This window comes from Thalassobaculum litoreum DSM 18839 (assembly GCF_900102465.1).
Lineage (GTDB): Bacteria > Pseudomonadota > Alphaproteobacteria > Thalassobaculales > Thalassobaculaceae > Thalassobaculum > Thalassobaculum litoreum.
Map to the genome: position 1 here is coordinate 35,433 of NZ_FNBW01000022.1, position 12,822 is coordinate 48,254.

General features: G+C 69.0%; 13 protein-coding genes and 1 tRNA gene. 3 read left to right on the forward strand and 11 right to left on the reverse strand.

Annotated features, from left to right (window positions below; translation table 11 throughout):
- Positions 1-5 precede the first annotated feature (5 nt).
- From BLS34_RS24040 to infA, 3 genes are read right to left on the reverse strand one after another with little or no spacing between them, the layout of a single operon-like run.
- On the reverse strand, positions 6-1,274 hold the full coding sequence (locus BLS34_RS24040) for a ribonuclease E/G (RefSeq protein WP_093154490.1): 1,269 nt from the start codon (positions 1,272-1,274) through the stop codon (positions 6-8).
- On the reverse strand, positions 1,271-1,903 hold the full coding sequence (locus tag BLS34_RS24045) for a Maf family protein (protein ID WP_093154492.1): 633 nt from the start codon (positions 1,901-1,903) through the stop codon (positions 1,271-1,273). Before BLS34_RS24045 ends, BLS34_RS24040 begins: the two co-directional genes overlap by 4 nt.
- Positions 1,904-1,925: 22 nt before the next feature.
- Entirely contained in the window at positions 1,926-2,144 is a 219-nt protein-coding gene (gene infA / locus BLS34_RS24050; protein ID WP_028795326.1) for a translation initiation factor IF-1, read from the reverse strand.
- A 127-nt stretch (positions 2,145-2,271) separates the two neighbouring features.
- Here infA and BLS34_RS24055 point away from each other — a divergent pair, with 127 nt between their 5' ends.
- The gene (locus BLS34_RS24055) at positions 2,272-2,610 is read left to right on the forward strand and encodes a DUF4326 domain-containing protein (RefSeq protein ID WP_028795325.1); all 339 of its coding nucleotides are present in this window, start codon (positions 2,272-2,274) and stop codon (positions 2,608-2,610) included.
- 67 nt (positions 2,611-2,677) lie between these two features.
- Here BLS34_RS24055 and BLS34_RS24060 read toward each other — a convergent pair whose 3' ends face one another.
- The 7 genes from BLS34_RS24060 to BLS34_RS24090 form a co-directional block, all read right to left on the reverse strand.
- Positions 2,678-3,145, reverse strand: coding sequence for an arsenate-mycothiol transferase ArsC (locus BLS34_RS24060; protein WP_028795324.1), 468 nt, complete (start codon positions 3,143-3,145; stop codon positions 2,678-2,680).
- A 10-nt stretch (positions 3,146-3,155) separates the two neighbouring features.
- A complete protein-coding gene (locus BLS34_RS24065) occupies positions 3,156-3,668 on the reverse strand; it encodes a UPF0262 family protein (protein WP_051244962.1) in 513 nt (170 codons plus the stop codon).
- A gap of 17 nt (positions 3,669-3,685) precedes the next feature.
- Complete coding sequence (gene hisD, locus BLS34_RS24070) at positions 3,686-4,981, reverse strand: histidinol dehydrogenase (protein WP_093154494.1); 1,296 nt, start codon at positions 4,979-4,981, stop codon at positions 3,686-3,688.
- On the reverse strand, positions 4,971-5,633 hold the full coding sequence (gene hisG, locus BLS34_RS24075; protein ID WP_038015154.1) for an ATP phosphoribosyltransferase: 663 nt from the start codon (positions 5,631-5,633) through the stop codon (positions 4,971-4,973). The genes hisD and hisG overlap by 11 nt, the downstream gene beginning before the upstream one ends.
- A gap of 39 nt (positions 5,634-5,672) precedes the next feature.
- Positions 5,673-6,185, reverse strand: coding sequence for a DUF2948 family protein (locus BLS34_RS24080; RefSeq protein ID WP_051244961.1), 513 nt, complete (start codon positions 6,183-6,185; stop codon positions 5,673-5,675).
- A 2-nt stretch (positions 6,186-6,187) separates the two neighbouring features.
- Positions 6,188-7,471, reverse strand: a complete 1,284-nt coding sequence (gene murA, locus BLS34_RS24085) for a UDP-N-acetylglucosamine 1-carboxyvinyltransferase (RefSeq protein ID WP_028795319.1) — start codon at positions 7,469-7,471, stop codon at positions 6,188-6,190.
- A 111-nt stretch (positions 7,472-7,582) separates the two neighbouring features.
- Positions 7,583-7,819 (reverse strand): hypothetical protein, encoded by a 237-nt coding sequence (locus BLS34_RS24090; protein ID WP_093154497.1) that lies wholly within the window; start codon positions 7,817-7,819, stop codon positions 7,583-7,585.
- 199 nt (positions 7,820-8,018) lie between these two features.
- On the opposite strand from BLS34_RS24090, the gene BLS34_RS24095 reads away from it, so the two are divergent.
- Positions 8,019-8,093 (forward strand) — tRNA-Thr (locus tag BLS34_RS24095).
- Between the two features lie 39 nt (positions 8,094-8,132).
- Here BLS34_RS24095 and BLS34_RS24100 read toward each other — a convergent pair.
- Complete coding sequence (locus tag BLS34_RS24100; protein ID WP_139189458.1) at positions 8,133-10,214, reverse strand: tetratricopeptide repeat protein; 2,082 nt, start codon at positions 10,212-10,214, stop codon at positions 8,133-8,135.
- 505 nt (positions 10,215-10,719) lie between these two features.
- On the opposite strand from BLS34_RS24100, the gene BLS34_RS24105 reads away from it, so the two are divergent.
- Positions 10,720-12,822 (forward strand): DUF4347 domain-containing protein (locus BLS34_RS24105; RefSeq protein WP_093154502.1); only part of this gene is annotated, 2,103 nt, incomplete at its 3' end.

Sequence of the window (12,822 nt, forward strand, 5' to 3'; positions counted from 1 at the left end):
CTCTGCTATCCGTTGCCGTCGATCCGGCTGTCTTCCGGGCCGAGCGTCGGGTCCGCCGCCACAGTGAGCGCGCCGAGCCGCCGTCGCTCCGCGGCCACGATAAACGCGCCGGGTCCCTCCAGCCAACCGGCGACATCTTCCGGCACGCTGAGGCGCGGCCGGGCGATGCCGCCGACCTCCCGCGCCAGGCGGGCCAGCGCCGTCCAGGCCCGCGCGCGCGCCGAGCGCCGCCGTTCCCCCAACGGCGAGAGCATGTCTTCCGACAGCGGTCGCCGGGGCGACTCGCGCAGGCATTCCAGCATGCCGCCCGGCGTCCAGCCGAGGATCTGCCAGGGGGCCGGGTCCGAAGCCGTCGCCTCGGCCAGGGCGGCGGCGACCCGGTCCCGGTCCGCGCGCCCCCGCATGCGCGGCGGGTCGATCAGCAGGGTACCCCGCAGCCCGCGCAGCCGGGCGACCGCCGCCGCGCCGACGGCCGCCTGGATATTGGCCCCCACCAGCGCCTCGCCTCGCGGTGAGCGGGCCAGGTTCACGTCGATCAGCGTCGCGGTTTCCGCCTCCTCGACCACCAGAGCGATGCCGTCGGCCACCGCCACGCTGCGGGCGAGCGCGCGGTCCAGCGCCTCCTCGCCGCCGGCGGCGCGGAAGGCGGCGCCGTCGCGGTCGACCACGATCTCCGCGCCGGGCAGGTGGGCGGCCGCGCGATCGGCGAGGTCCGGCGGTGGCAGCAGCCAGCAGGGCGGGGTTTCCAGGGTGGCCTTGTCCGTGATCATTTGCCAGAGACCGGCGAGGCGGGCGGCCTCTGCGGCCAGGTCCTCCAAATGCCGGTCGGCCCCCGCGCTGCGGACCATCGCCCCGATGCCGTCGGGCAGCGCCAGTGCGACGGCGGTACGGATCGCCGCTCGCCGCGCCTTGCCCGTCACCGTAGCGGCGATGCCGAGTTCCGGCTGGAACGGGGTGAGCACCACGCCGTCGCCGGCGAGCTCCACCCGCCGACGCAGGACGGCACGTTTGCCGCCCGGCCCGTCGCCTGTGACCTGGACGATCAGCTTCTCGCCGTCATTGGCTCTGCCGTCGCGCAGATATCCCGAACCGGTCGGCAGGTCAGCGACGGAGGCGCCGCCCGCCGTGCGGGCGGTCACTAGGGCGACGCCGCCGATCAGGCTCGGGGCGTCGTCGCCCTCGACCCAGATCTCGACGATCTCGCCGCCCTGCAGGAAGAGAACCCGGGTGACGCCGGGGGTGGCGTGGAGGATCGCGCGGCCGGCGGGGCTCACACCGGCGCCCCGTCCGGGCTCCGGACATGGGAGAAGCCGAGGCCGCTCAGCAGCGTGTAGGTCTCCGCCAGGGCCAGGCCGACCACGTTGGAATAGGAGCCGTTGAGAAAGTCCACATAGGCGGCCGCCAGCCCCTGCACGGCATAGCCGCCCGCCTTGCCCGACCAGTCGCCGGACGCCAGATAGGCGGCCGTCTCCGCTTCCGACAGCCGCTTGAAGCCGACACGGGTTTCCACCACCCGCTCATGCGGGCGGCCCCGGGGGTCGATCAGGCAGATCCCGCCCAGCACCCGGTGGCGCCGGCCGGACAGGAGGTCGAGGCAGCGGCGCGCCTCGGCCGCGCTCTCCGCCTTGGGCAGGATGCGGCGTCCGCAGGCGACCACAGTGTCGGCCGCCAGCACGAAGCATCCCGGATGGCGCGGGGCGACGGCCTCGGCCTTGGCCCGGGCCATGCGTGCCGCATAGGGGCGGGGCTTCTCGGCGGGGTAGGAGGTCTCGTCCGCCTCGGCCGGGTCCACCCGGTCGGGCACGAGCCCGATCTGCGCCAGCAGCGCGCTGCGGCGGGGGGAAGCGGATGCGAGGATGAACGGGGCGCCCTGGGGCGGGCGCAAGACCAGCGGGGCGGTCATCGTACGGACCAGCCCTGAACGGTTACTTGAACCGGAAAGTGATCCGACCCTTGCTGAGGTCGTACGGGGTCATCTCGACATTGACCCGGTCGCCGGCCAGCACGCGGATGCGGTTCTTGCGCATCTTGCCGCTGGTGTGGGCGAGAACTTCGTGGTCGTTATCCAGCTTCACGCGGAACATCGCGTTCGGCAGCAGTTCGGCAACAGTGCCGGAAAACTCGATCATGTCTTCTTTTGCCATTATCGCTCCTTGTCGCGGTTTTGAGCGTGCCTTAAGTGCGGGTGCCGGGGTCAAAGGTCAAGTTGTTTTCCCGAACGTCACCGGTCACCATCGCGCGTGAAACCGTCGAGATCAACGGGCCGGACAAATGCCTGAACGCCTTCGCCTGAGCCGCCGGGCTGGATGGCGCCTGCCGCCGGATGCGCGCAGCGTCGCGCGGCCGCATGTCTTTGGTAACCCGTTCACCCCGGAATGGTTCCGGCAGGCCGGTGGCACCGGCGACTGGCGGCCGCCCGTGGTTGCCGCCTTCCGAGCCTGGCTGGCCGGCACCGACCACCGGGATGTCGCCCCGGACAGGCGCGCGGAGATCCTGGCCCGCCTGGACGATCTGCGCGGCCTGCGTCTGGCCTGCTGGTGCCCACTGGACGGACCGTGCCACGCGGATGTGCTGCTGGAATTCGCCAACCAGGGGGACAGGACCGAATAACCTTCCGTCGTCCTGGACTTGATCCAGGACCATGACCCGGACGGTTGAGGCATGATCCTGACGTGCGTCAGGACGACGGTTGGGGTGAGTCGAGATACCCAAACCGCGCCTTGATCCGCTCCACCAGGCTGTCGCGCACCGCGCGGTAGGCGTCGAGCCGGGTGTCGCGGTTGCCCTCGATCACGGTGACGTCGAGGGTCGGCCAGTATTCGATATCGCAGGCCATGGTCCGGGTCAGTTCGATCGCCCGGTGCTGGGCTTCCGGCGAGAGCGAGACGATGACGTCGAAGAACCCGTCCTCCAGCATGTCGAAGCTCTTCGGCCGGTGGCGTCCCATGTCGATGCCGATCTCGTTCATCACCTCGATCACGAACGGGTCGAGATCCCCGCGACCCACGCCGCAGGAATCCACATAGATCCGGGTCCCGGCCATGGCCTTCAGGATGCCCTCGGCCATCGGCGAGCGCACCGCGTTCATGCTGCAGGCGAAGAGCACGGCGCTCGGCTGCTGGATGGTCGCGAAGGGATCGGTCACCGCCACCGGCTCATCCCCGGATATGCAGGACGCAGAGCAGCGTGAACAGCCGCCGGGCGGTGGGATGGTCGAGCGCGATGCGGCCTTCCAGCCGGTCGCGAAGCATCTGCGAGCCCTCGTTGTGCAGGCCGCGGCGGCCCATGTCGATCGCCTCGATCTGCGACGGCGACAGCCGCTTGATCGCCTCGTAGTAGCTCTCGCAGATCTGGAAGTAGTCCTTCACGACCCGGCGGAACGGGGCCAGGTGCAGCTGGACCCGGGTCATCGGGGTGTCGCCGGTGTCGCGGATGTCGAAGATCAGCCGGTTCTCCTCGACGGAGAGCCGCAGGTGGTACGGGCCGGCCCCGGCCTCGTGCGGGCGGAATCGGTTGTCCTCCAGCAGGTCGTAGACGGCGATCGCGCGCTCCTGCTCGACCTCGGCGCTGCGGCGGACCACCGTGCGCTCGTCGAGGGAGATGTGCACAATCCGCGCGTCATCGCCGGTGGGATCCAGCGGCGCGGTGTCGGAGCCGTCACCCGACATGCGCCCTCCTTAGCTGTTCAGCGCCGGTTCAGTCGAACCGCGATCGAACGCGCATGCGCGTCCAGGCCTTCTGTCTCCGCCAGTCTAATCGCTGCCGGCCCCACCGCGCCAAGCCCATCGGCATCGGCCGCGACGGTGGTGGTTCGCTTCATGAAGTCGATCACGCCGAGACCCGACGAGAACCGGGCCGTGCGCGCGGTCGGCAGCACATGGTTCGGGCCGGCGACATAGTCGCCCACCGCCTCCGGCGTGAACCGGCCGAGGAAGATCGCGCCGGCATGGCGGATCCGGTTCGACAGGGCGTCCGGATCCTCGACCGCCAGTTCCAGATGCTCCGGCGCCAGCCGGTCCACCAGGGTCGGCACCTCCTCCATCGAACCGACGACGATCACTGCGCCATGGGCGCGCCAGCTCTCCGCGGCGATCTCAGCACGGGGCAGCGTGGCGAGGTGGTCCTCGACCGAAGCGACCACCGCGTCGGCGAAATCGGCATCGTCGGTGATCAGGATCGCCTGGGCCGCGGTGTCGTGTTCGGCCTGGCTGAGCAGGTCGATGGCGATCCAGGACGGGTCGTTCTGCGCGTCGGCCACGACCAGGATCTCCGACGGGCCGGCGATGCTGTCGATGCCGACCTTGCCGAAGACATGGCGCTTGGCGGCGGCCACATAGGCATTGCCGGGACCGACGATCTTGTCGACCTTGGCGATGCTCTCGGTGCCGTAGGCGAGCGCGGCCACGGCCTGGGCCCCGCCGATCCGCCAGATCTCGGTGATGCCGGCGATGCGGGCGGCGGCGAGCACCAGATCGTTCACCACCCCGTCGGGCGTCGGCACCACCATCACCCGGCGCGACACGCCGGCGACCTTGGCCGGCAGGGCGTTCATCAACACCGAGGACGGATAGGCGGCGGTCCCGCCCGGCACGTACAGGCCGACCGCGTCGATCGACGTCCACCGCAGGCCGAGGCGCAGGCCGGCCGGGTCGTTGATCTCGAAATCGGTGGGAAGTTGGCGGGCGTGGAAGCTCTCGATCCGCTCGGCGGCGAGTTCCAGGGCGGCCCGGGTCTCCGGATCGATCCGGGCGACGGCGGCCTCGATCTCCGCCGCACCGATCGCCAGCCCGGTCTCGGCCGGATCGAACCGGTCGAAGCGGCGGGTATAGCCGATCAGCGCGGAATCCCCGCCCTCGATGACGGCGGCGATGATCGCGGCGACGACGTCGCCGACCTCGGTCTCGGTCTCCCGCTTGGAATTGACCAGATCCTCGAACGCCGCCGCGAATCCGGCCTCGCCGGTCGCCAGCCTACGCGGCACGGGCAGCCTCCCGGAACCGGGAGATCAGATCGTTCACCGGCCCGGGCCGGGTCTTCAGCGCCGTGCGGTTCACCGCCAGACGGGCGCTGACATCGGCGATCCGGTCGATCTCCACCAGGCCGTTGGCCTTCAGGGTCGAGCCGGTCTGCACCAGGTCGACGATGCGGCGGCACAGGCCCAGATTCGGGGCGAGCTCCAGGGCGCCGTTCAGCTTGATGCACTCGGCCTGGACCCCGCGTCGGGCGAAGTAGCGGCGGGTGACATTCGGATACTTGGTCGCCACGCGCAGGTGCGACCAGCGCTGCGGGTCCTCGTTGGCCGCCAGATCCGCCGGGGCGGCGACGGCGAGATGGCAGTGGCCGACATCCAGGTTCACCGGGGCGTAGATCTCCGGATGGTCGAACTCCATCAGCACGTCCGAGCCCGACACCGCGAGATGGGCGGCGCCGAAGGCCAGGAAGGTCGCGGTGTCGAAGCTGCGCACCCGGATGATGTCGAGATTCGGATCGGAGGTGGCGAACTGGAGCTGACGCGCGTCCTCGTCGAAGAACGCGTCCTCCGGTTCGACCCCGGCCCGCGCCATCAGCGGTGCGATCGCCTTCAGGATCCGGCCCTTGGGCACGGCCAATACAAGCTTGTCGTTCGCGTTCACGAGGTGTCGTCCCGTAGAAAACCTTGGCGCCACCGGCACTTAGTCGGCCTTGGGCGCTCCGTCCTTGTCGTCACCATCGTCATGGGACGGGCGGAACACCGTGGGCCAGGGAGTGCCGAGATCCTCCACGTGACAGGACAGGCTGTCCACGTCAAGCCGGATGGTCGCGTCGCCGGCGAAGACCAGGTCCACGGTTCCGTCGGCATAGGCCAGCGACAGCAGGTTCAGCATCTGCCCCGGATCGCGCCGGTCGATGCCCCGGGTGCGGACATTGCGCACCCCTTCGAAGCGAATCCCGGTATGCACCCGCTCGAACGGCGTGTCCTGGCCTTCGGCGACGGTGCCGTCCGGCGCGATCTCCCAGCGGAAACGGCCGGCGACGAGGACGAAGCGGTGCTCCGCGGCCTCGTAGCTCATCTCGGAGACGGGGACGATGGCGTCCTGCAGATAGGCCGCGACCACGGTCAGGTCCTCGAGGTCCTCGGCCCGCACGCGCAGCGGCCGGTCCCGCCCCTTGTCCCCGAATGGCGTGAGTGCAGGGCGACGGGCCATGGCTATTCCTCCGCCGCGGCCCGTTCGGACGCTACCCGGCCGACATCGGCGCCGCAGGCGGACAGCTTGCCGACCAGGTCCTGGTAGCCGCGGTCCAGGTGATAGATGCGGTTGATCACCGTCTCGCCCTCGGCGGCGAGGCCGGCCAGCACCAGGGAGACCGAGGCGCGCAGGTCGGTCGCCATCACCTGGGCGCCCTTCAGCGTCTCGACGCCGCGGACCATGGCCGAGGCGTGATGCACGGTGATGTTGGCGCCCATGCGCGACAGCTCCGGCACGTGCATGAAGCGGTTCTCGAAGATCGTCTCGGTGATCATCGAGGCGCCCTGGGAGACGGTCATCAGCGACATGAACTGGGCCTGCAGGTCGGTCGGGAAGCCGGGATACGGCTCGGTCATCATGTCGACGCCCAGCACCCTGTCCTCGCCGCGGGCGACGCGGATGCCGCCCTCGACCGTCTCCAGGGTGACGCCGGCCCGGCGCAGGGTCTCGGCCGCCGCGTCGATCAGCACCAGGTCGGTATCGGTCAGGACCACGTCGCCGCCGGCGATGGCGACGGCCATGGCATAGGTGCCGGTCTCGATCCGGTCGGCGACCACCTTGTGCTCGGCACCGCCGAGCTCCGGCTTGCCCTGGATGTGGATCGTGTCGGTGCCCGCCCCCTCGATCTCCGCGCCCATAGCGGTGAGCAGCTTGGCGAGGTCGCTGATCTCCGGCTCGCGGGCGGCGTTGATCAGCACGCTCTCGCCCTCGGCCAGGGCGGCGGCCATCATCAGGTTCTCGGTGGCGCCGACGGACACGAACGGGAAGGTGACCCGCCCGCCGCGCAGCCGGCCGCCCGGGGCCTTGGCCTCGATATAGCCGGCCTCGATGTTCACCTCGGCGCCGAGATCGGTCAGGCCCTTCAGGTGCAGGTCGACCGGCCGGTTGCCGATGGCGCAGCCGCCGGGCAGCGAGACCTGGGCCTGGCCGAAGCGCGCGACCAGCGGACCGAGCACCAGGACCGAGGCCCGCATCTTGCGCACCAGATCGTAGGGGGCGACCGTGCTGTCGATCCGGGCGGCATCCATGGCCATGTCGCCGCCGTCGCGGTCGATCCGCACCCCGTGCTGGCGCAGCAGGCTGGTCATCGACGCGATGTCGGCCAGATCCGGGACATTGGTCAGCTTGACCGGCTTGCCGGACAGCAGGCTGGCCGCCATCAGCGGCAGGGCAGCGTTCTTGGCACCGCTGATGGGGATGGTCCCGCGAAGCGGGCGTCCGCCACGCACTCGAATCTGGTCCATGGATCACACAACATGTTGTTTGGTCGGTTCTAACCGACGGGGGCGGGAGGGCTCAAGCGCGACGCCTTGTGGATGCACCCCCATTCGGGCGAAACCGTGGCATTCCGCCGATTATTCCTGCTTGTCCTCGTCTTTCGCCGGGGCTTCCGCGTCGGTCCGGGCGCGCGATTGCGCCTTCCTTCGGCGCAGATTCGCGCGCAGGGCCTGTTCCAGGCGGGCGGTGCGCGCGTCCTTTCCGGCCCCGGGGCCTTCTGCGGGACCGGTGCCGGTCCGGTTTCCCGTGCCCGTCCCGGGACGGCCTGTGCCGGTGGGTTTCGCCGCGCCGGCGCGCTGCCTGTCCTCGGCCATTCTTGTCTCTCCGTCCGTCTGCGGGGCATGTGGGGATCGTCCAAGGCGCCGCTACCGCGGCCGGCGCCGTCTCGCCCCTTCCTATCATGCCGGGCGACGACGGGGCGATAACGCACTTGCACCCCGCAAGTGTCTCTGGCATGTATGCGCGCCTCGCGGGTCGGCGGTCCGAGCCATCGCCCTTCACCCGCCGCAGGATGCTGCCGTAGCTCAGGGGTAGAGCACTCCCTTGGTAAGGGAGAGGCCGAGAGTTCAAATCTCTCCGGCAGCACCATTCATCTCACATGTTTCGCCTGTATCCGACGAGGGCCGCTTAAGGGGCTCCTTGAGCGATCCAGGATGCGAGGTCGGCGGCGACCCGGGCCATGACGGGCGACCAGTCGTCGTCGGTCTCCTGCCGATAGACGATCGTCCGCGGATACCAGAGCGAGTCCGACCGGCCGAGTCCCCAGCGCCAATCGGGCCGGGTCGGCACCAGGGTCCAGCACGGCTTCGCCAGCGCCCCGGCAAAGTGAACCGTGTTGTTGGCCGGACAGACCACCAGATCCATCGCCGCAACCAGGGCCGCCAGGCCGTCGAGATCCTGCACCGGATCCACCCCGTGGCTGCCGTCGATCGGCAGTCCGGCCTCGGCCCCGAAGGCCGCGATATCCTCCGGACCCGCGCCGTATTGCAGCGACACCACGGCGGCCCCGGGCACGGCCAGGACGTCACGCCACAGGGCCGGCGCGATGGTCCGGCGGCCGCCGGTCTTCGGGGCGATCGACCGCCAGGTGATCCCGACCAGCCGCTTGCCGGGATGCCGGGCCTGCAGGCTCGACCGCAGGGCGGCGGCCCGGTCGGCATCGGGGACGATCCAGGGCTCTGGGATCGCCTCGCCGCCGCAGAACAGGTGCAGACGATCCGGAAGGTCGCCCAGGGCGAGGTGCAGGTCGGCGCCGTGGTGATCCTCCGTCCGGCCGGTCGGCGGGCCGACATCGGGCACCGCCGCGTCGGGCAAGCTGCGTCGCACGATCGGGCGCAACCGTTCCTCGGTGATGATCGTCAGCCGGGCGCCGAGCCGGCGCAGGTGCGGCGCCAGGGTCAGGAACTGAACCTCGTCGCCGATACCTTGCTCGCCCCATAACAGCAGATGTCGGCCGGCGATCGGGTCTCCGTCCCATTCCGGAATGTCGAAGAACCGTCGGAGTCCCGCGCCCTCGGAGGTTTCCAAGCGACGGGTGTGCGCGTGCCAGCCCTCCTGGAACCGCTCGAGCGCCAGCAGGGCCAGCGCGGTGTTGAGCTGCGCCCGGGCGTGGGTGTCGCTCACCCGGGTCGCATAAGTGCCGTAGGTCACCGCCCCCTGCGGATCGCCGGCGCGGCCGAGCTCGACGCCGATGTTGTACCAGGCATCCGGATCGTCCGGCCGGACCACCGCGCCGCGATGCAGCCAGTCCAGGACGCCGGCGCGGCCCTCATTCTTCGTCGCGAGCAGGGCCATCCGGCTGTACGGCTGTGGCGAGACCGGGTCGAGGGCCATGGCACGCCGGGCCCAATCTTTGGCCTCAAGCAACCCGGCGAGTTCGCAACACACGGCGATGTCTGTCGGATCGGTCAGCAGGGCACGTTTGTAGGGACGGATCGCATCGGACTCGCGGCCCAGCTTCTGCAGCGTGCGTGCGCGGTTCGACCAGGCCGCCGCAAGTCGTGGATCGCCGCGGCTGGCGGCCGAGAACCATGCTTCGGCCGTCGCCCAGTCTGCCCTGACGAAGGCCAGGAGCCCCAGGTTGTTCTGCACGTTGCCGCTGCCGGGAAGGAGGCACAGCGTGCGGCGATACAGCCGTTCGGCCTCCCCGGGGCGCTTGAGATCGCGCAGCGCGTTGCCGAGGCTGAACAACGCGGCGGACGCGGTCGGGTGAGCGGCGAGCACGCGGCGGAATCCGCCGATCGCCGCCGGGAGATCTCCGCCCTCGGCCAGTTCCGTACCGATCTCCTGGTTTGCCGTCTCATCGAGCGGCGACACCGTCACCGCCCATCTGAGCAGGGCGATCCGGGTGGTCTCGGATGCAAGCCGGGACAGGCCGATGACACTGTCCACTTGCTCCGGCGCCAGGATGATCGACCGGCGGTGGCAGGCCATCGCGGCGGGCCGCCTGCCCAAATGGTGGGCGACGCCGCCGAGGTTGCCCCAGGCCGTTGCCGCGTCGGGTTTCGCGCGGATCGACCGCTGGAGCAGCTCCGTCGCCTCGTCCGCCCGGCCTTCTTCGTAACTGAGCATCCCCAGCAGATTGAGCGCGTCGGCGTAATGCTGGTCGTCCGGCGGGATGCGCCGGTACAGCCGGGCCGCACGACCGGGAAATCCGGCGCGCTGGCATTGGATGCCTTCCTGAAGCATGCGTAGCGACGCCCGGTTCACGGCCGATACTCCAGGGGGTAGATGAACCGATCAACCATGCACATGCCGGCAAGCCTACGACGGACGGACAACCCAAGTCGCGGCCGAGGCAATGGCCGGACCCGGGAAAAATGCGAATGCAACTTAACCATCACGTCTGTCGTCCTTGGAAGCGTCGTGCTGTCCCATTGTGCACGTGAACATTGAACCGAAGGGCGGGGCGCGTCCCGCGTCAGGATCCGCCAAAGGCACCGGCAACCCCTGATTGGATCGTGTTCAGTACGAATACCCCTTCGGATTAGTGGGAAATTTGACGTTGTAAACATAAAATTAACTCAGTGCTTTAAGCACCCTTTAAGGCCTTTTCTGTATAATTACAGACAATTTAAAGGAAATTTAACGCTGATTTTAACCAGTGGCGAGCGGCCCGTTCTCACGGTCCCGGCCGAGGTGATCAGCAGGTGATGGACGCGGAAGTCGAACCTGACGCTCTCGCAGTGCTCAGTCCGTTAAGAAGGAACGAACCATGTTGAAGACGTCTCCTAACCGGCGAGCAATCGTTCGCGCGAAAGGCGTTGCCGAGATCCTGTTCGTTGACCAGGATGTCGATAACGTCTCCACGCTGCTCGCCGGGCTGCGGCCAGATGTAGAGGTCGTTCGACTCCCCCGGAACGGCGATCCGATCGCGACGATCGCGCTGACCCTGTCGGGGCGCCGCGAGGTTCCGGCACTTCACATTCTTTCGCACGGCGTCCCAGGCGCGCTGGCCCTGTCCGGACAGCGGATCGACGCCGCGGCGCTGGCCGCGCGTCCCGCACTCATGGCCGCGATCCGAGACGCGCTGTCCGACGACGCCGAGATCGTGCTGTACGGCTGTTCGGTGGCGCAGGGAGCGCTCGGCGCTGACTTCGTCGCCGCGCTGACGGCCCTGACCGGCCGATCGGTGGCGGCCTCCGAGGGTCCGGTCGGCGCAGCCCATCTGGGCGGCGGCTGGCACATCCCCGCACGTGGCGCTCTCGCTTTCGGTACGAAGGCGCAAGCCGCCTACCCGGCGACCTTGGCGAAGGCGACATTCGGCATCGTCACCACGATCAACACCGTCAACACCCTGACGACGAACGAGTCCGGCACGACGATCCATGTCGTCAAGAGCGACGGCACGCCCATGGCCGGCGTCAGCTCCGGCTTCCTGGATCCCGGCGTCATCGCCAGCTCGGTCAGCTACACGCTGACCTTCGAAAGCGCGGTGAACATCACGCAGTTCCAGATCGGGGAATTCGCGAACCTTGCCAACGAAGGCAACTATGTCTTCACGCCGAATACCGGAACCGCGGTTGTCCTCGCCGACAACAGCGGATCCATCGTCGGGGCGATCGCCACCCTCAATCCCACCGATTGGAACGGTGTCACCAGCTTTACGGTTTCGACTACCGTCACCTCCAGCTGGCGGGTCGGCCTCGACAACATCGCGTTCACGTCCGCTTCTGTGAGCGATACAACCAACGCGGCGGGCTTCAACACCACCACTGGCGCCGGCCTGGTCTCGAGCTCAGTCTTCGTCGGGACCAACGACACCCTGACCATCGCCGATGCCAGCCACATCACCAGCACCTCGGTGGCGAATGGCGGCGCCGGCACAGACACGATCGTGCTGGCCAATGGCAGCGACCTGACCACCGCCGGCTTTACGCTGACCAATTTCGAGACGCTGACCCTGGCGGCCAACGCCACCGTCACGATGTCGGAAGCGCAGCACGACGCCTTCACCACGATCAACGGCAATACCGGCACCGAGGTCATCACGCTGACGACCCTCGACGGCGACGGCCAGGTCCTCGCCGACGCCGACATCGAGAGCTATGTCCTAAACGGGGCCTATACCCTCACCCTGCAGACCGCCGGCCAGAACATGACCGGCAACGACGGCGCCAACCAGACGGTGCAGTCGAGCGCGGCGGTCGACACCTTGAGCGGCACCCTGAACGGCGGTGCTGGCGGGTCTGACACGCTGATCCTGGACACCGGCGACAACATCGCCGGCGCCACCGTCAGCAACTTCGAAAACCTGACCCTGGAGACCGGTGCGTCGGTCACCATGACGGTGGCCCAGCACGACGCGTTCACCGGCACGGTGACGGCGGCCGGCACGGAGAGCGTCACCCTCTCGGCGACCGGCGGCGACACCGTCACCACCGGTAAGGCCGCGGTCGAGAGCTATACGCTTGGCGCAAGCGGAATCACCTTCACCCTGGGTGCGGCAGGCCAGAACCTCGCCGGCAGCAGCGGGGCGGACACGGTCGATGTCGGAACCCTCACCGCGACCGGCACGCTGAACGGGCAAGGCGACACCGACACCCTGTCGATCGGCGACGGCGGCAGCATCGCCGGCGCCGCGGTCAGCAACTTCGAGAACCTGACCCTGGCCAGCGGCGCTACGGCCACCATCGCTGCGTCGCAGCTCGCGCAATTCTCCGGAACGGTCACCGCGGCCGGCACCGAGACTGTCAACGTCACCGGCGACGGCAATTTCACGACCCTGGCCAATATCGAGACCGTCTCGGTCGGCGACGACAGCACGAACGCCCGGACCGTCACGATCGGCCAGGCCGGAACCAGCGTCAGCGCGACC